The 18,068-nt window shown below is 52.1% G+C and carries 18 protein-coding genes; 2 read left to right on the forward strand and 16 right to left on the reverse strand.

What is annotated here, in order from left to right; translation table 11 throughout:
* Positions 1-638: 638 nt before the first annotated feature.
* The 4 genes from Q8W32_RS09475 to ilvY all read right to left on the reverse strand — a co-directional run bounded on the left by Q8W32_RS09475 (position 639) and on the right by ilvY (position 4,171).
* On the reverse strand, positions 639-1,265 hold the full coding sequence (locus Q8W32_RS09475) for a sulfite oxidase heme-binding subunit YedZ (protein ID WP_303433227.1): 627 nt from the start codon (positions 1,263-1,265) through the stop codon (positions 639-641).
* A 31-nt stretch (positions 1,266-1,296) separates the two neighbouring features.
* On the reverse strand, positions 1,297-2,319 hold the full coding sequence (msrP, locus tag Q8W32_RS09480) for a protein-methionine-sulfoxide reductase catalytic subunit MsrP (protein ID WP_305414693.1): 1,023 nt from the start codon (positions 2,317-2,319) through the stop codon (positions 1,297-1,299).
* Between the two features lie 59 nt (positions 2,320-2,378).
* Complete coding sequence (pssA, locus tag Q8W32_RS09485) at positions 2,379-3,179, reverse strand: CDP-diacylglycerol--serine O-phosphatidyltransferase (RefSeq protein ID WP_303433225.1); 801 nt, start codon at positions 3,177-3,179, stop codon at positions 2,379-2,381.
* Between the two features lie 113 nt (positions 3,180-3,292).
* Complete coding sequence (gene ilvY / locus Q8W32_RS09490) at positions 3,293-4,171, reverse strand: HTH-type transcriptional activator IlvY (RefSeq protein ID WP_303433224.1); 879 nt, start codon at positions 4,169-4,171, stop codon at positions 3,293-3,295.
* Between the two features lie 181 nt (positions 4,172-4,352).
* Here ilvY and ilvC point away from each other — a divergent pair, with 181 nt between their 5' ends.
* Positions 4,353-5,843: a ketol-acid reductoisomerase gene (ilvC, locus tag Q8W32_RS09495; protein WP_303433223.1), complete on the forward strand. Its 1,491-nt coding sequence runs from the start codon at positions 4,353-4,355 to the stop codon at positions 5,841-5,843.
* A 116-nt stretch (positions 5,844-5,959) separates the two neighbouring features.
* Here the strand turns inward: ilvC and Q8W32_RS09500 are convergent, their stop codons facing one another.
* Complete coding sequence (locus Q8W32_RS09500; protein WP_303433222.1) at positions 5,960-6,724, reverse strand: hypothetical protein; 765 nt, start codon at positions 6,722-6,724, stop codon at positions 5,960-5,962.
* 3 nt (positions 6,725-6,727) lie between these two features.
* Complete coding sequence (locus Q8W32_RS09505) at positions 6,728-6,988, reverse strand: glutaredoxin family protein (RefSeq protein WP_303433221.1); 261 nt, start codon at positions 6,986-6,988, stop codon at positions 6,728-6,730.
* 265 nt (positions 6,989-7,253) lie between these two features.
* Here Q8W32_RS09505 and Q8W32_RS09510 point away from each other — a divergent pair, with 265 nt between their 5' ends.
* Complete coding sequence (locus Q8W32_RS09510; RefSeq protein WP_303433220.1) at positions 7,254-8,279, forward strand: AraC family transcriptional regulator; 1,026 nt, start codon at positions 7,254-7,256, stop codon at positions 8,277-8,279.
* A gap of 13 nt (positions 8,280-8,292) precedes the next feature.
* Here the strand turns inward: Q8W32_RS09510 and Q8W32_RS09515 are convergent, their stop codons facing one another.
* From Q8W32_RS09515 to hfq, 10 genes are all read right to left on the reverse strand, one after another.
* Positions 8,293-8,859, reverse strand: coding sequence for an NUDIX hydrolase (locus Q8W32_RS09515; RefSeq protein WP_303433219.1), 567 nt, complete (start codon positions 8,857-8,859; stop codon positions 8,293-8,295).
* Entirely contained in the window at positions 8,846-9,442 is a 597-nt protein-coding gene (gene rrtA / locus Q8W32_RS09520) for a rhombosortase (RefSeq protein WP_305414695.1), read from the reverse strand. Before rrtA ends, Q8W32_RS09515 begins: the two co-directional genes overlap by 14 nt.
* Positions 9,443-9,735: 293 nt before the next feature.
* Positions 9,736-10,092, reverse strand: coding sequence for a glutaredoxin domain-containing protein (locus Q8W32_RS09525; RefSeq protein ID WP_303433217.1), 357 nt, complete (start codon positions 10,090-10,092; stop codon positions 9,736-9,738).
* A 255-nt stretch (positions 10,093-10,347) separates the two neighbouring features.
* Positions 10,348-11,175, reverse strand: a complete 828-nt coding sequence (gene lepB / locus Q8W32_RS09530) for a signal peptidase I (RefSeq protein WP_305414697.1) — start codon at positions 11,173-11,175, stop codon at positions 10,348-10,350.
* 201 nt (positions 11,176-11,376) lie between these two features.
* Positions 11,377-12,669, reverse strand: a complete 1,293-nt coding sequence (locus tag Q8W32_RS09535) for an adenylosuccinate synthase (RefSeq protein ID WP_303433215.1) — start codon at positions 12,667-12,669, stop codon at positions 11,377-11,379.
* Positions 12,670-12,682: 13 nt separating this feature from the next.
* Positions 12,683-13,858 (reverse strand): ATP phosphoribosyltransferase regulatory subunit, encoded by a 1,176-nt coding sequence (locus tag Q8W32_RS09540; RefSeq protein ID WP_305414699.1) that lies wholly within the window; start codon positions 13,856-13,858, stop codon positions 12,683-12,685.
* Positions 13,859-14,238: 380 nt separating this feature from the next.
* Complete coding sequence (gene hflC, locus Q8W32_RS09545; RefSeq protein WP_303433213.1) at positions 14,239-15,108, reverse strand: protease modulator HflC; 870 nt, start codon at positions 15,106-15,108, stop codon at positions 14,239-14,241.
* On the reverse strand, positions 15,108-16,307 hold the full coding sequence (gene hflK / locus Q8W32_RS09550) for an FtsH protease activity modulator HflK (protein ID WP_303433212.1): 1,200 nt from the start codon (positions 16,305-16,307) through the stop codon (positions 15,108-15,110). Before hflK ends, hflC begins: the two co-directional genes overlap by 1 nt.
* 146 nt (positions 16,308-16,453) lie before the next feature.
* Entirely contained in the window at positions 16,454-17,764 is a 1,311-nt protein-coding gene (hflX, locus tag Q8W32_RS09555; protein WP_305414701.1) for a ribosome rescue GTPase HflX, read from the reverse strand.
* 22 nt (positions 17,765-17,786) lie between these two features.
* Entirely contained in the window at positions 17,787-18,038 is a 252-nt protein-coding gene (hfq, locus tag Q8W32_RS09560; protein ID WP_303433210.1) for an RNA chaperone Hfq, read from the reverse strand.
* Between the last annotated feature and the right edge of the window lie 30 nt (positions 18,039-18,068).

An 18,068-nucleotide genomic window follows, 5' to 3' on the forward strand; every position in this document is an offset into this window, starting at 1 on the left:
TCACGTAAATGAATTATCGACGAGTTCTTACTTCTTGATAATCTTGACTTCAGATCATCTCAGTAAGCACCCACACGAATTACTTAATGCTTAATTTTTTAAAGAGCTGTCAGACCGTTTCGTCTGAGCGGGCTGTGCATCTTACAGCAACAAACCCAAGAGTCAAGCGATTTTTCATTTAATGTTGAAGTCATCCAGAGGACTCATTCAATTTGATCAAACCGCTTTCACAACCCAGACCAGAGGTCTAAATCGTGTGGCGCATTCTACAGCGCCGAATCTTTTTGTCAAGCGTTTATTTTCAAAAACTTCTTTAAAAACAACTACTTACCATTGAAAGTTGATCGATCTTGCCGACCACTTCCCGAATCAAGGTGGCGAATAATACACTGATAAATCAGTAATTCAACCCTTAAATCCGTTTTTTCTGGTTGGCGGTTCAAATCCAAAGGATGCATTACCAAACCAGAACTGAAGCTGATTCATCCAATATAACGATGAATCTTGCTCCATTCCCTGCTGCATCAGCAGTAGAGAGGCGCGCAGTATAGGGATATCCATATTGCCGTCAACTATTCTTTTCACTTTGATGACAATTAGCGGTCATTTTCAATAATTCAGCATTGTAATACCCGTTACTACGCTACCCGAGTCCGGGCCAACGGCTTTTTCCACTGTTTCCGCCATAAACGCTCAGCCAATAACAACGCCACAAAGACACTGTAGAGAACGGGCTCAAGCCAGTTGGATCGGATTTGCAGTAAATAGTGAATCGCGGCAAGTACAGCAATCGCATAAACCAATGTATGCAGCTGCTTCCAGCGCTGACGAAGGCGTCGCTGCCAATAGCTGTGAGACGTCACGGCCAATGGCAATAGCAGTAACCAGGCCAGCATTCCCAATGTCAGGTAAGGGCGCTTTACCAGCTCGGTCGCTATTTCCTGCCAATGCCATTCCAGCAAGAAGGCGGAGTAAGCCAGCAGATGACAGGTGGCGTAAGTAAATGTGATCAATCCCACCATACGGCGGTGAGTGGCTGGCCACTTTACCCCCATTCTTCGTAAGGGTGAGATGGCAAGACCGATCAATAACAGATTAAAGGTCCAGCTACCGGTAAAAAAGACAATCGCCCGGCCAGGCTCCGGCCCCAATACATCCCATTCGCCCATCTGCAACCGAACCACCAGCCATAACAAGTAAACCAGTGGTAACAAACCGGCAATCAGAACCAGCCAGCCGCGCCAGACTCGTGTTGATAACGCCATACCTCTCCCCCCCCCTCTTTTGGACCTGTGCTTAATACAGCTTCTGTAAATCCATTCCCCGGTACAAATGGGCAACTTCATCGGCATAGCCGTTAAACATCTGTGTTTCGATCCGATTGGCGGATAGCAGACCAGAGGGCAGCCTGCGCTCACGGGCCTGACTCCAGCGCGGGTGATCGACTTCCGGGTTTACGTTGGCATAAAAGCCGTATTCATTAGGGGCCAATGAATTCCAGCTTGTGACTGGCTGCGTTTCAGTGAAGCGTATCGAGACGATTGACTTGATGCTTTTAAAGCCATATTTCCAGGGCACAACCAATCGCAATGGTGCGCCATTCTGGTTTGGCAATACTTCACCATACAATCCAACGGCGAGTATGGTTAATGGGTTCATGGCTTCATCCATGCGCAGGCCTTCCCGATACGGCCAGTCAATGGTTGAAAAACGGCTGCGCTGCTCAGGGAATTGTTTTGGATCTTCCAAGGTCTTGAATTCAACAAACCGGGCGCTGGACAGCGGCTTGCAACGCTTGATCAGATCGGCCAAGGAGAAGCCAATCCAGGGAATCACCATAGACCAGGCCTCAACACAGCGCAGTCGATAGATACGCTCCTCAAGCTCCATATCCTTCATTATTGTTTCCAGCGACAGGACTCCTGGATTTTCGCAGGCACCGCTGATTTCCACAGACCAGGGATCTATCGACAGTTTGCTGGCATACCGTGCCGGGTCGGCTTTGTCGTAGCCAAACTCATAGAAGTTATTGTAGTTGGTAATGGCGCTATAAGGGGCGGGGGCATCTGTCGTACTGAGTGGCGATTCTTTCGCCGCACCAATTTGCTGTTGCAGCCAGCCGGGGCCTGCTGTTTCAGGATTTTTTCGGGTGGTTAATGCCAGAGCTGGCAAACTCATGGTTGCCGCAGAAATCGCGGCAGAAGCACTCAAGGCAGTACCAATCGACGCTCCCATAAAGGCGCGTCGATTAAGATATGTATCTTTGGGGGTGATTTCTGACGGCTTTGGATCGCTACGTCGAGGTTTTAATATCATCATGCTGCGACTCCCTGATAAGAAGGTTGATCTCTTTGATATAGAGTAGTCGCAGAAGGTTGCTAGTTCTTACGATTTATTAGTCGATCCCACACTTCAAAGGCAGGTCCCGACAAGGCATAGCCAACAAAGAACAATAACAGCACCTTGGCCGGGTCGATGGAAACCACCACAAAGACCAGCACCACCGCCAACAAGGCCACAAACGGCACTTTGCCTTTCAAGTCCAGTCCCTTGAAGCTGTGATAACGGACATTACTGACCATCAGCAAGCCCGATACAGGTACCAGTACCGCCATTAACCAGGCGACGGACTCGCCACTAACGCCGGCATCCGAAAACATCCATACGGTTCCGGCAACCACTGCAGCAGCAGAGGGACTGGCCAACCCCGTAAAAAAGTTTTTGTCGGCAACGCCCAGTTGCGTATTGAAACGGGCCAGCCGTAACGCCGCCCCGGCGACATAAACAAAAGCAGCCAGCCAGCCTATTTTACCCAGATCCTGTAACGCCCAACTGAACGCAACCAGAGCCGGGGCCATACCAAATGACACCATATCGGACAGACTGTCGTACTCTGCGCCAAAATCACTTTGGGTGTTGGTCATGCGTGCAACACGGCCATCCAGCCCATCCAGAATCATGGCAATAAAGATCGCTACGGCAGCGGTTTCAAAGTGCCCGTTCATACTCGCGGTGATAGCGTAAAAACCGGAAAACAGGGCAGCTGTAGTAAACAGGTTAGGTAGCAAATAAATGCCCCGACCACCGGCCCAGCCAGAGTGGCGCTGCGAGTCGTCACTCTTGTTATTGCATTCGTTTAACGGATCTTCTTCATTGGGGTGTTGCTGAACTGGTTTCATTCAATGGCCTTATCATGCACTGGCAGTATGATGAAATATTCACTGCCGAAAGGAATCTGCCGTTTGCTGGCACGGGTCTGTTACGGAAACAGCCTGACAAACGCTATTATGCGTTATCCATCAAAGGCTGTCTTCCAGAGTGCCTGAATCAGTGGATCATTCAAGCGGTGAACGTGAGAGCACAATCCAATCAGGAAGGATTCCAGCTCCGGCTGTACAGCCAGCACCCGAACCCGGGACGACATCGGACTATGGCGCAACACCAATTCCGGCACAACGCCAACCCCGACTCCCAGAGCCACCATACTGACGATAGCCTCGCTACCCGACACCTGTGCATAGATATGCGGCTGGATTGATCTGGCAGCAAACCACTGATCCACCCGGGAACGACCCAAGCCACTGGTCGATAGCACCATCGGAACCTTTTGCCAATCCGGCTCCGGCTTGGCCAACTCAGGAATAATAGCGACATTTCTCGGTGCTATAAATAGCAGAGGGCTGGACGTCAGTGCCCGAAATGACAACTCACGATCCAGTGTTTCCGGACGCGCAGCGACTACGATATCAGCTTCCCCTGAGCGCAGCCTGGGAATTGATTCCGCCGCATCACCCGTCAGTATATTCAGATCAATACAAGGGTAGCGCTCCCGAAACCGGGATAACAGATCAGGCAACACCGTAAAACTGGCCGTCACCGAGCAAAACAGCGTCAGTCGCCCGGACAGCTTGCTGACCCCCACATTGACTTCATGCCTCAGGGTTTGCCAGGAGAACAGGGTCTGTTCCGCATGTTGGCCAAATCGTTCTCCGGCACGGGTTAACGACAGCTGCATTCTGTCACGATTCAGCAAAGGTACCCCAACTTCCTGTTCCATTCGTGCCAGCCTGCGACTGAGTGTCGATGGACTCATATGCAGCTGTTCTGCAGCCCGTCCCAAATGCAATACCGACGCCAGACAGATAAAAGACTGCAAGTCTTTGTAATCCATGGAGTTTTACCTATTCATAAAAATCACTGCCCAGACTCGGAACAAAAATACCGCAAGCATTCACGACTCTTTGCATAAAACGCAACACAGCAACGCAAATATAGCATTTTACGCAACGTAAGCATTGGCCTACCATGCCCGCATCGACATTCTGTACACCCCTGCAATGAGGAAGACTGGTATGGGCAACAACTACTTTAACACTCTGAACCTGCGCGAAAAGCTGGACCAACTGGGCCGCTGTCGCTTTATGAACCGTGATGAATTTGAGTCCGAAGCCGATTACCTGAAAGGCAAAAAAATTGTCATCATCGGTTGTGGTGCCCAGGGCTTGAACCAGGGTCTGAACATGCGCGACTCCGGTCTGGACGTGTCTTACACACTGCGTGCCGCGGCGATTGCAGAAAAACGTCAGTCGTGGAAAAACGCCACCGACAACGGTTTCACCGTCGGCACTTATGAAGAGCTGATTCCAACGGCTGACCTGGTCATGAACCTGACTCCAGACAAACAGCATACTGCTGTTGTTTCTGCTGTTATGCCACTGATGAAACAAGGGGCTACCCTGGGCTATTCCCATGGTTTCAACATTGTTGAAGAAGGCATGCAAATCCGTGAAGACCTGACCGTCATCATGGTTGCACCCAAGTGCCCGGGCTCTGAAGTACGTGAAGAATACAAACGTGGCTTTGGCGTCCCAACGCTGATCGCGGTTCACCCAGAGAACGACCCGAATGGCGACGGCCTGGAAATTGCCAAAGCCTGGGCGGCTGGTACTGGCGGTCACCGTGCCGGTTGTCTGGAATCCTCCTTTGTTGCCGAAGTAAAATCCGACCTGATGGGTGAGCAAACCATCCTGTGTGGCATGCTGCAAACCGGCGCCATTCTGGGCTTCGAAAAAATGGTTGAAGACGGCATTGATGAAGGTTACGCCGCCAAGCTGATCCAGTACGGCTGGGAAACCACCACAGAAGCACTGAAATATGGCGGCATCACCAACATGATGGATCGCCTGAGCAACCCGGCCAAAATTGAAGCCTTCGATATGGCCGAAGACCTGAAAGAACTGATGCGTCCCCTGTTCCGCAAACACCAGGACGACATCATTTCTGGCGAGTTCTCCCGCACCATGATGGAAGACTGGGCCAACAACGACAAAAACCTGCTGACCTGGCGTGAAGAAACCGCAGAAACCGGCTTTGAAAAAGCACCGGCGTCTGACGTTGAAATTGATGAGCAAGAATACTTTGACCACGGCATCATGCTGGTTGCCATGATCAAGGCTGGTGTTGAGCTGGCTTTCGAAACCATGGTTGAGTCCGGCATCGTTGAAGAGTCTGCTTACTACGAGTCTCTGCACGAAACACCACTGATCGCCAACACCATCGCCCGTCGCAAACTGTACGAAATGAACGTCGTTATTTCCGACACGGCAGAATACGGTAACTACCTGTTCTCCCACGCAGCGGTACCCCTGCTGCGCGAGAAGTTCATGCCACATATCAGCACCGATGTGATTGGTAAAGGACTGAAGCTGAAAACCAACTCGGTTGATAACGCTCGCCTGATCGAAGTAAACGACGCCATCCGTAACCACCCGGTTGAATGGGTTGGCCAGGAACTGCGTGGCTATATGACCGACATGAAACGCATCGTAGAAGCAGCGCGTTAATCATGCACGACGGCTGCGAATCTGTCTGATGCGCAGCCTTCCGTCATAAAAAAGCCGCTACCGGAACAAACCGGTAGCGGCTTTTTCTTTTTATAGCGGATCAAGCAGAATGGTGCTTACTTAACTACCCGACAGTTGCCCCACTCACAGCGTAACAGCAAGAAACTGGCATCTTCACACCGGGCCTGATAGACCTCATCTGGCCAAGCACTGCTGAGCAAGCTGACTTCCGCTCCAGGACAAGCCAGGTGCTGCGTCAGCTTTTCGACAACATAGTAGGAACGGCCATACACCTTGCCGGTCTGTTTCTCTACTGCCGCTTCTCTCAGCAATAATGCATCACCTTTCATATCCCGATGATGCTGCATCTCCAACAAGGCCTTGTAAGTTACCTCTCGATCAGCCAGATCCAGATCCCCCCGATCAAAGGCATCCAGAACCTCAAGGCATCGGCTTTCCTGATTCTCTTTATCCGCCAGAGCCGCTGCCACTTCCTGCTCTGCTGCTTCAACGATTCCCCAGGTCAGCGCCATCGCCAGTCGAGCACCGGTTGGTTGGCGTGTATCGGTTATCGTAACCAGATCATACGCCAAACCATAATCTGCACTTTTCACCAAACTGCCATTACGGTTCCACCAGTTCTGACGCGCCAGCTGTGCCGCCTTGTCTGCCCGATAGCTGACATGCGTACAGCTATCGGCCCATGTCCGCAAACGTGTATCCAAAGCCAGCGTATCGTAAATCGCTTCACCCTTGGGTGATAATGACGGCCCACCGCTCGTCGTTGCACAGCCAGACAAACCGATAGCCAAAGCCACAGCAATAACCGACGTTCGACCCCACAACACACCGGTTCCTGTGATCATATTCTTTATTCGCATAAATCAGTCTTCCTTTGCTGGAGATTGATGCACTGCCAGCCATGACAGCATATTTTCAAAATCAAATGGCCAACCAAGCTCATCAGATGAGCTATCATGCCGAATCACTGGTATGCGAATACCATAACGCTCCACCAATGTTTCATCATCAGCGATATCGATGTAGTGATACGTTATCGGCAGCACGCTGGCAGCCTGTTGCAACAGCTTGTCTGCGTCTTCGCACAAGTGGCAGCCATCAGTACCGTATATTGTAAAAGCCACGCCTTGATTAATCCTTGATGAAATCTTCACTTTGACAGTCGTTACCAACAACCGGGTTACAGTAGACCAAAAAGTCTGAATGTTTATAGACCAGACTGACTATTTTCCTGCCTATCGATCACATCCAGAAAATTCTGCTGGTAAATTCATGATTGATAATAAAAACTAACTTACTGATAATTAAGTCAATATTTGAAAAACAATCGACTCAATACTCCCAGATGCCCATCGCGGTACTCAAGCAGTAAGGCAGCAGACAAACACTATGACGACGGATCAAGGCTATCTCGCAGCATTGACAGTGATGCCATTACTGCAGATTTTGCCACACCAACACAGAGAACACCTGCCACCACCACTCGGCCATAGCACTCCAGAATTGCCTGTCATACTGGATGCCTGTACCGCCAAGGAATATATCAACCACCTGCATGCCACACACAACAGCAACGACTTTTGTGTTTTGCCACCGTTGCGGTTCGACGCCGGAGCCAGCGGCCCGTTACACCATTTGTTTTTATGCAGTAACACATTACGCGAAGCTCTGTATTACCTGGAAAAGTTTGCCTCGTTGTTATCGGAACACATGGTCGTCAATGTTACCCGAACCCGCCAGGGGCCTCTGCGTATCCGTATCGACCTGAAGGCACCCATAGACACCGGCAGCTGCCGCTGGCGGATGGAATTACTGATCAGCACACTACTCAGCTGGTTTCGCCATTTATGTGGCTCACGCCTGATCATAGAGCGGATTCTGCTGCCATGGCAGGAGCCGGATTACGCTCAGCGCTATAGCCAGCAATGGCAAACCGAACTACTCTTTGATGCCTCGCAATGTACCATTGAGCTGCAGCCGGACAGCCTTGATCTGGGGTTACACCATACCAACCCGAACATCACCCAAATGATGCGTCAGGTAGTTGAAAAACAGTTTCGCAAACTCGTCCGGGCGGGTTCACTCTGCAATCACATCCAACGTGCCCTGATCAATGGCCAGCTCAGTTTCTCGGCCACCCAGCAAACCATTGCCGAGCACTTCAATATCAGCACCCGCACTCTGAATCGCCACCTGCAACAGGAAGCGACTTCATTAAAACAACTGATCACTCAAGTACGGATAAAACAAGCCAAGCATCTGTTAACCAGCAGCAATGACAGTATCGATGCAATTGCCGTAACCCTGGGACTATCTGGCAGACGGGCGCTCGATCGTATATTTCACAAACATGAAAATATCAGTCCGGCACAGTTTCGTCAGGATGCCAGTGTATCGATTGCAGAATCCTGTTAAACACCCACAGCGATCAGCGACCAGCCAGGCCCATCAGGCTGGCACGCTGGATCACCGCAACCGTCAGCAAATCAGTGATACGCCCGTCCAGCGTCATGGCCAGTGCCTCAGCAAAAGGCAGCCGCTGAATATCCAGTTGCTCGGTATCATCAAAACAAGTCTCACCCTCCGTCAGTCCTTGCGCCAGAAAAGCAAAGGCTTCTTCATTGGTAATGCAATTACTGACATGAAAATACCCTAGCGGCTGCCACTCGTCAGCGCTCAGGCCAGTTTCTTCCTTCAATTCACGTCGAGCAGCCAGTTCCGGTGACTCATCCAATGGCCCGCCTCCCATTGGCAATTCCCAACTGTATTGATCCAAAGGAAAGCGGTACTGCCCGATCAACCAGGTATCGCCATTCTCGGCGATAGGCAATATGGCAATCGCACGATTTTTAAACGCCACTGTGCCATAAATACCCGGCTTGCCTGTCGGTGCAATCACCTGGTGATCGTCGACCCGCATCCACGGATTTTCATACACCGTCTGAGCGCTGACAATGCGCCAAGGACCCCGTTGCTGTTCGTCATTCTGAGACATGATCATTATCCCGGCAAAAAATTGGGCTAAAGACTGCCATAGCCAACAACCAGACGCCACCGGCGATCCCTCCCAGCAAATGAGCCTCGGTTGCCACTCGTCCACCAATCATCTCACCCACCGCTCCACCGCTATAATAAGGCGACTGTTCCCATACCACCTTGAGTACCACCAGTCCGGCAAACAGCATCGCCATACGGCGGCTATATCCAAGCGCAACAAATGGAGCCACCATCAACATACCATGCAACACCCCGGACAAACCCACATAGCGCTGCAGATCCCCGGCAAACAGCATCAATCCCAGTCCAACAACACCACTGCACCAGAGCAACAACCCTACGAACACCCTGTTTGGTACCGTTCCAGCGGCGATCACAGCCAGCAACACCAGCCCACCCACATTACCCAGCGCATGAGGCCAGGATAAATGCACCCAGTGGCACGTTAACAAGCGCCACCACTGACCTTGGCCAATGTCACTACGGTCAAACGCCAACCATTGTGAACTGACAGGTTCCAGCACACTGGCCAGTAACACAGCGATAATCGCCCCAAGACAAAAAGCAGATTGCTTTATCACTATATTTTCACCGGGATAACCGCCATTCAGAGTTCATATCAGAGTCCATATTCATAGTATCGAACCGGACTGACAACAGACACGGCATCACGGCCTGGCAAGCACCCACACCATAAATATGGCCGATCTATTATCACAACAGAGAACAGGCAAGACGAGCCAACACCACACAGCCAGCCATATGGCTCACTGGTTTATGGCAAACAGCAGAGGGGCAGTCTCATATCGCAGACCGCGAGGAACAGGCAGATCAGAATAACCAGCCAGCAGAGCATACAGAAAAGCAGCGAGACTCAGTAACGTCGATTCAGATACCCATGAATCGCATCCGGGCTATACAGCCATTCGCTGTTTTGCTCACCATCGATACGCAAGCAAGGAACCCGAGGTATACCACCGCCATTGACCAGCTCATTACGATAAGCATCAACACGCTCAACGTCTTTTTCCACTACCCGCAAACCAAGCCGCAGGCAATGGCGTCGCACCTGGATAGAAGCCGGACAATTACGCGAAAAGTACAAATGCATTCGACGGGATTCACGATCCAGTACTGTTTGCAGATCAGGGGCATGTACAACCGGTTTGACCGGGACGACTCGGTCGACCAGATCAAATGCCATGCCTTTCAGTTGACGAGCTACGTTCATATCATCAAGACTCAACCGCATGAAATCGACGCGCATTGTAGTCTTGTTTTGCCACACGGCAACCCCTGAACAAGGACTTTTTTAAACCACCACCTGACAATCATCTGATCGTCCTGGAAAAACAGTTTCACCGGTCATAAACCTTTCCTTTTTGCTGGCCGCCAGGTGCAATCCGCAAACAAGGATAGTCACCAGCAATCTCAGTATGGCCCCGCTTATTCACAGCTTGCGTTGCTTTCCGGCAGCCGCAGAGGCTTACTGGATCCAGCCATTACGATCAAATGATGGCAGTTCATCCCAGCCTTTCCAGTGCATCCAGACGGCCACGGCTTTACCCACAATATTTTCTTCCGGTACAAAACCCCACACCCGACCATCGCTGCTGTTACCGCGATTGTCACCCATCATGAAATAATGCCCCTCCGGCACATCCCAGACCCCTTCAGGCCCCGCCCAAACCACCAGATCACTAGCGCCTACCGGCCGTCCTACAACCCATTTTACGGTAGCCGTATGATCACCCAGCGATTCTTCCGCCAGATACTTTACCGGGCGGTAAACCGGCTCGCCTCCCAGGTTACGGGTCGGTATTTTTTCACCGTTAATGGTCAGCTGACGGTCACGATACTCGATGTGATCCCCCGGCAAGCCGATAACCCGCTTGATAAAATAACGTGGGTCCTCCGGTGGGAAAAATACCATCACATCCCCCCGCTCCGGCTCGCCAACAGGGATCAGCGTATTGCCGAATACCGGCATTCTCAGTCCATAATGAAATTTGCTGACCAGAATAAAGTCACCCTCTGTCAGACCAGGCTCCATCGATGCCGATGGAATCTGAAATGGCTCTGCAATAAATGAGCGCAGCACAAAGACAATTGCCAGTACCGGGAAAAACGACTTGCTCTGTTCAACCAGAAAAGGCTCTTGTGCCACCTTCCCAGCGGCATCCATATTCCCTGCTGCTGTTGCCGCATCAGCACGGGCAACGCGCCGGGATGCCAGAAACAACTTATCGATCAAGGCCACGATGCCGGTAAACAGCGTGGCAATCATCAAGATGAGCGGAAAATCAATATTCATAAATAGAAATAACCTAAGAGCATTGCATCATCGGGTTCGGCGTACTGGCAAACCAGCAGCTCCACGGCGAAATGACAGCAGTGACGGGGACTTCCCTTCCTTGGGTGCAGACGTGATTACCATCGGTAAGCGCGTCCCGCGACGCGGTTCTGCAAGTACTCAAGTACTTATACGTAACCTTGCAGAACCGCAGGTACTTCATCAGATATCGAAGCTGTGGCGCAGTACGATCGTTTCAAGACGATCAGGGCCAGTAGAAATAATATCAATCGGCGCATTGATGGCTTTTTCTACAAAACGGATATACGCACGGGCATTCTCTGGCAAGTCTTCCAGTGCTTTGGCACCAAAGGTGGACTCAGTCCAGCCTGGCAGCTCTTCATAGACTGGAGTGATTTTGGCAAACTTGTCAGCACTGGCCGGAACATTCATGCGCTGGCCGTTTTCATCTTCATAGCCGACACAGACCTTGATGGTTTCAAGACCATCCAGTACGTCGAGCTTGGTCAGACAAATAGTATTGATAGAGTTCACCCGGATCGCGTGTTTTACCAGCATGGCATCAAACCAGCCACAACGGCGATTACGGCCAGTGGTTGTACCGGTTTCCTTACCCACGGTCGCCAGCTGCGTACCAACCTCATCAAACAGTTCGGTTGGAAACGGGCCAGACCCGACACGGGTGGTATACGCCTTGGTAATCCCCAGAATCTGGTCCAGATACAAGGGACCAACGCCGGAACCTGTCGCCACGCCACCGGCAGTGGTGTTGGACGAAGTAACAAACGGATAAGTACCGTGGTCGATATCCAGCAAGGTGCCCTGGGCGCCTTCAAACATGATATCGCCACCGGATTCGCGCACAGAATGCACCAGGTCGACCGCATCAACCACAATGTCCTTGATCTGTGCAGCCCACTCCAGACAAGACGCCAGAGTTGCTTCGTAGTCGACTTCTTCAACGCCGTAATAGTGCTTCAAGGAGAAGTTATGGTATTCCATTACTTCTTTCAGCTTGTCGGCAAATTCCGGCTGGAACAGATCGTCAACACGCAAACCGCGACGACTGACCTTGTCTTCATAGGCAGGGCCAATACCACGACCGGTGGTGCCGATTTTGGCATTGCCTCGCTTGATCTCACGGGCCTGATCCAGAGCGGCATGATAAGGCAGAATCAGAGGGCAGGCATGGGACAAACGCAAGCGCTCCATAACCGGTACACCACGTTGCTCCAGTGCCCGGATTTCTTTCAACAAGGCATCCGGAGCCACCACCACACCGTTACCCACCACACAGATAACGCCTTCACGCAAAATGCCCGAAGGAATCAGATGCAATGCGGTTTTTTCACCATCAATCACCAGTGTGTGACCGGCATTGTGGCCACCCTGGAAACGCACAACGGCCGCTGCTTTTTCAGTCAGCAGGTCAACAATTTTCCCTTTACCTTCGTCACCCCATTGGGTGCCGAGAACTACAACACTTTTACCCATGTCTGTCTCAATATTAAGCTGGTTGCACTTGGACCAGCTGCCACTGGCCGTTGATGATTTGCAGGGAATAATCTGCCTGCGGTGTATCCTGCTCACGGCAGGAGATAACACGCATCCCCTGCTGCCTTAGTTCATTCACATACTGCCAGAGTGCAGCATCACCGGTAGCCGGTGCCAGTACCAGAGGCTTGCGTTCCGGGGCAAAGTCACCCAGTCGGGCCAGGACCCGCAAGTCTGCGCTGAATCCTCGTGCCGGACGAGCACGGCCAAAGGCCTTGCCGGTTTCATCGTAGCGGCCGCCCTGGGCAATGGCATCACCGTAACCGGGAATATAAGCACCAAACACCAGACCGGTATGATACTGATAGCCACGCAATTCGGTCAGGTCGATATACAGAGGGACACCAGGAAAACGCTCCAGAACCTGGTTGGCAACCGCCTGCAGATGCTCCAGCTCACTGGCTACACCAGGAACCAGTGCAATCAGCTTGTCAAAACCGTTGGCCAGACCACTCAGAGTACCTTGCAAACGTGCCAATAACTGTAATGCCTTACGGCTGTTATTATCGGCAATTTCCCGTTCTGCCCAGGCATCGATATCACTGGCACATTTCAGCTTGAGCAAATCAAACAGCTCGGTCTGCTGGGCATCCGTCACCCCTGCCTGTTCAGCAATGGCACGGTAGACACCGACATTACCGATATCAAGATGAATGTTCTTGACGCCACTGGCGGTCAATAGACTCAGCATCATACTGAGTACTTCCACATCCGCGGCCACTCCCGCTTCACCAAACAGCTCAGCACCGATTTGGGTTGGCGTACGGTTGGCCAGCAGGGAGCGGGCACGGGTATGGAAAATTGTCCGGCAATAACAGAAGCGACTGATCCCGTCTCGTGCCAGGCTATGCGCATCGATGCGAGCGACCTGAGGCGTGGTATCAGCACTCAAGCCCATCATGCGGCCGGAAATCTGATCGGTCACCTTGAAGGTACGCAAGTCCAGATCCTTGCCAGTACCGGTCAGGAGTGCATCCAGATATTCCAGTACCGGAGGCGTCACCAGGTCGTAGCCCCAGCTATCCATCAGGTCGAGCAAGCGTCGACGTAAGTGTTCTATCTGCTGCGCGCCAGGCGGCAGGACTTCTTCAATACCGTCCGGCAGTAGCCAGCGATCTGCTAGAGTCATTGTTCAGCCTATATCAATGGGTAACATCCAGAGGTATCGATTGCAGCATAATGCTGACCAACTCCGCCAGACGTACCGTTCGGTCACTATCGGCAGTTACCCTGTTATCTGGTAGCGCCAATATTGTGGAATCGAGGAAAGCCCCAGGCTTTCCGGGATCAATATCAGGCAAGGGCCCAAGGGTTCCCACAGGGATGTCATGGTTTGATCCTTATGACACGCCAGTGCAGCCTTTATCAGCCTGCTTGCCGGAGGACGAAGTGCCTGATGCTTTGGTTATTTCACAAAAAAACCGGGCCTTTGCCCGGTTTTGATGATTTTAGCAAAGCTGCACGGCGATGACCATGAGTCCGACACCTGCCGCCTTGCTCGCCAACCGGTCAGTTACCGGAAGGATCTTTCAGGTAACGGAAGAACGTGCTGTCAGGCTTGAGCAAAATCACATCGTTCTGATTGAAGGTCTCGGTATAGGCATTCAGGCTGCGGGTAAACGCATAGAATTCCGGGTCCTTGCTGAACGCGGCGTTGTAGATACGCGATGCTTCTGCGTCCCCTTCACCACGTGTGCGCTCGGCATCCCGATAGGCTTCTGCCTCAATCACCGTTTTCTGACGATCGGCATCGGCCTGGATACCTTCTGCCAGCTCACGACCTTGTGAACGATGTTCACGGGCTTCCCGATCACGTTCTGCAGACATCCGTTGATACACAGACTCACTCAGGTCTTCAGGCAAATCGATCGCCTTGACCCGCACGTCCAATACTTCAATCCCCAATTCGGCCTGGGTTTCTGTATTAAGCAGCGCTGTCAGTTTGGTCATCAGCTTGTCACGCTCGCCGGATACCACATCGTGCATGGTGCGGGAAGCGATTTCATCACGCAGCCCTTTGTTCATCAGGTTGGAGAGCAGTTTCGATGCTTCCATCCGATTACCGGAAGTGGCCTGGTAATAAGCCCGTACATCTTCAATGCGCCATTTCGCGAACGCATCCACAATCACGTACTTTTTACCGGCAGTCAGAAAGCGGGCTGAGCTGGAATCCAGCGTCAGTACACGCGCATCAAACAGTTTGACGGTTTCAATAAAAGGCACCTTCCAATGCAATCCGGGCTGAATATCCGCATCGACAATTTCGCGGAATTTCAACTTGATAGCACGTTCAGTTTCGTTAACCACGTACAAACCCTGACTGGCAAGCAGCAGGACAGCACCTGCAATCACGGCGCTGGCAAAGGCTTTCGGAGACATTAACGACCCTCCCGACGAGTAGTGGTAGTAGTTGAGCTTTGGCGTGAGCGTACTTCTTCCAGCACCTGATCGGTGAGGCGGGAAATATCGCTACTGGTCAATTGACCACTACCGGATGCCGCCTGAGATGCTGGCATGGCCTTCATCAACTGATCCAATGGCAGATACATCATGTTGTTACCACCATCAACATCCACCAGTACCTTGCTGGACTGGGTGTAGACATCGGAGATGGCATCGATATACAGACGTTCACGCATGACCTTCGGGGCCTTGCGATATTCCGCTAACAAATCGTTAAAACGGGCGGCCTGACCTTCGGCACGGGCAATCACCTGCTCTTTGTAGGCCGATGCTTCTTCCAGCTGACGCTGGGCACGACCACGGGCTTCTGGTACTACCGAGTTGGCATAGGCTTCGGATTCACTGATAAAGCGATCCTTGTCCTGCTTGGCTTTCTGCACATCATCAAAGGACGCCGCTACCTGGGTCGGTGGACGGGCATCCTTGATGTTGACCGTGTTCAGCACCATCCCGGTTTGATAACGGTCGAGGTAATCCTGCAAGCGAATCTGCACCTGGTCTGCCAACAGATTACGACCAATGGTCAGGATCTGATCCATTTCTGTCGAACCAACCGCATGACGCAAGGCACTTTCTGCCGCCGCCACCAAGGTACGCTCTGGTGATTCCACCCGCAGGGCATAGGCCACTGGGTCAGATACCCGATACTGTACGCTGAGCTCGATTTCGACAATGTTTTCGTCTTCTGTCAGCATCCGTTCTTTCACTTCCACTTCCCGGACACCGGTGGTGTTAACCGGTATCACGTGGTCGACCAGTGGAATTTTGAAACGCAAACCGGGGTTTTCGGTTGAGCTGTATTTACCCAGGCGCAGCACGACACCACGTTCGGTTTCATCCAGTGTGTATACCGAGTTGAACCCCAGCATCACCACCAGAATGGCACCTGCAATCACCAGCATGCCACCGATACCGCCGTTGCCATTGCTGTTATTGTTGTTACCGCCACCAGACCCCTTGCCGCCAAACAGACTGTTCAGCTTGTCGAGCAACTGCTTGAGTGCCTCGTCCAGGTCAGGTGGCTGGCCGCCACCGCCGCGGTTATTATTACCGCGGTTGTTATTACCCCAAGGATCGTTGGGATTGCCCTTACCGCCGGGCTCATTCCAGGCCATAGTTAACTCCAGTCAGGAAGCATCCAATACATAAAAACCGGGCCGTAATCGCCTTTCCCTGCGGGAGTGGCATTCGGGCCCGTTCCATAAAATTCAATCGTCAATGATAACGTTTTTGGCCAGGATTGCGACCAAAGCCGTTCCTGTTACTGCCAGGCTTCACGAACCTCTGGCAAGAACCGCGATTCTGCAATATCTGCCCGTGCCAAGGCACGTTTGAAGTCTTGCAACTGCAAACGTACCGACAACAACATATCACCGTTATCTTCGTAGTGTTCGCGCTGGATAGCACCCAGGTCATACAGTATGGCACGCAGTTTTGCGTCCGCCGGAGTCAACAGGATATCGTCGTCCAGCAGCTCTTCTCCCAGCAGCTCGCCAATTGCCTGGGTCAACAGCTCAAAGCCATTACGATCGACTGCAGATAACCAGATGGCCACCGGCTTGCCGTATTCGTCACGATCAATCCGCGCTTCAGCCCGGTCCAGCAAGTCGATCTTGTTGTAGATCCGCAGCTGCGGCACTTCCATCGCATCGATCTCGGTCAGAACCGATTCAACCTCAGCGATATTGCCATCCCGCTCTGCCGCCGCACTATCAATTACATGCAGCAATAAATCCGCTTCAGCCGCTTCTTGCAATGTCGCCTGAAAGGCTTCTACCAGTTTATGCGGCAGGTGACGGATAAAACCGACGGTATCGGCCAGGACAACTTCGCCGATGTCATCCACCGGCAAACGCCGCAAGGTCGGGTCCAGAGTGGCAAACAGCTGATCGGCGGCATACACCTCTGCACACGTCAACGCATTAAACAGCGTCGATTTGCCGGCGTTGGTATAACCCACAATGGCAACCGTTGGTACCGAGGAACGCTGTCGCGCTCGCCGCCCCTGTTGTCGTTGTGCGCGCACCTTGGCCAAACGGGCGTTGATGTTTTTTACCCGCTCTCGCAGCAAACGCCGGTCGGTTTCAAGCTGGGTTTCACCCGGCCCGCGCATACCAATCCCGCCTTTTTGTCGCTCCAGGTGGGTCCAGCCCCGAATCAACCGGGTTGCCTGATACTGCAACTGGGCCAGCTCAACCTGCAGCTTGCCCTCGTGGGTGCGGGCACGCTGGGCAAAGATATCCAGAATCAGCCCGGTACGATCAAGCACACGGCACTGCAGGGCGCGTTCCAGGTTACGCTCCTGACTGGGGGAAAGAGAGTGATTGAAGATCACCAGCTCGCAGTCGTGCAAATGCACAAGATCGTGAATTTCTTCAACTTTGCCGCTGCCAATAAAGAATTTGGCATCGGGCACATCACGTTTGCTGGTAACCAGTTCGGCCGGATCTGCTCCGGCAGAGATCACGAGTTCCCGAAATTCAGCAAGGTCTTCACGATTGACACCTTCCGGGAAATCGATATGCACCAGAACGGCTGTCTCGCCGCCGTTCTGTGGGCGCTCAAAAAACAATTAGACGCTACTCCCAGTCCTGTCAGTTATCGTCGCCAGACTCGTCACCGGTTTCCATTGGCTGCATCCGTACATTACGGGATGGCACAACGGTTGAGATGGCGTGTTTGTAAACCATTTGGCTGACGGTATTTTTCAACAAAATCACAAATTGGTCGAAAGATTCGATTTGCCCTTGCAGCTTGATGCCGTTAACCAAAAAAATAGATACAGGAATACGCTCTTTCCTGAGCTGATTTAGGTAAGGGTCTTGTAGCGAGTGCCCTTTTGACATTGTAATAGTCTCCTCAAAGAGTGGTGCCCC

The organism is Oceanobacter sp. 3_MG-2023 (genome assembly GCF_030688925.1).
Lineage (GTDB): Bacteria > Pseudomonadota > Gammaproteobacteria > Pseudomonadales > Oceanobacteraceae > Oceanobacter.

Bases quoted from the DNA above. Each gene is read 5' to 3' on its own strand.
- Q8W32_RS09535 (WP_303433215.1), bottom strand. From the start codon at position 12,669: ATGGGTAAAAGTGTTGTAGTTCTCGGCACCCAATGGGGTGACGAAGGT.
- Q8W32_RS09525 (WP_303433217.1), bottom strand. From the start codon at position 10,092: ATGAACGTAGCTCGTCAACTGAAAGGCATGGCATTTGATCTGGTCGAC.
- hflK (WP_303433212.1), bottom strand. From the start codon at position 16,307: ATGGCCTGGAATGAGCCCGGCGGTAAGGGCAATCCCAACGATCCTTGG.
- Q8W32_RS09540 (WP_305414699.1), bottom strand. From the start codon at position 13,858: ATGACTCTAGCAGATCGCTGGCTACTGCCGGACGGTATTGAAGAAGTC.
- hfq (WP_303433210.1), bottom strand. From the start codon at position 18,038: ATGTCAAAAGGGCACTCGCTACAAGACCCTTACCTAAATCAGCTCAGG.
- Q8W32_RS09500 (WP_303433222.1), bottom strand. From the start codon at position 6,724: ATGCGAATAAAGAATATGATCACAGGAACCGGTGTGTTGTGGGGTCGA.
- msrP (WP_305414693.1), bottom strand. From the start codon at position 2,319: ATGATGATATTAAAACCTCGACGTAGCGATCCAAAGCCGTCAGAAATC.
- Q8W32_RS09475 (WP_303433227.1), bottom strand. From the start codon at position 1,265: ATGGCGTTATCAACACGAGTCTGGCGCGGCTGGCTGGTTCTGATTGCC.
- ilvC (WP_303433223.1), top strand. From the start codon at position 4,353: ATGGGCAACAACTACTTTAACACTCTGAACCTGCGCGAAAAGCTGGAC.
- Q8W32_RS09510 (WP_303433220.1), top strand. From the start codon at position 7,254: ATGACGACGGATCAAGGCTATCTCGCAGCATTGACAGTGATGCCATTA.
- Q8W32_RS09515 (WP_303433219.1), bottom strand. From the start codon at position 8,859: ATGTCTCAGAATGACGAACAGCAACGGGGTCCTTGGCGCATTGTCAGC.
- ilvY (WP_303433224.1), bottom strand. From the start codon at position 4,171: ATGGATTACAAAGACTTGCAGTCTTTTATCTGTCTGGCGTCGGTATTG.
- pssA (WP_303433225.1), bottom strand. From the start codon at position 3,179: ATGAAACCAGTTCAGCAACACCCCAATGAAGAAGATCCGTTAAACGAA.
- lepB (WP_305414697.1), bottom strand. From the start codon at position 11,175: ATGAATATTGATTTTCCGCTCATCTTGATGATTGCCACGCTGTTTACC.
- hflC (WP_303433213.1), bottom strand. From the start codon at position 15,108: ATGTCTCCGAAAGCCTTTGCCAGCGCCGTGATTGCAGGTGCTGTCCTG.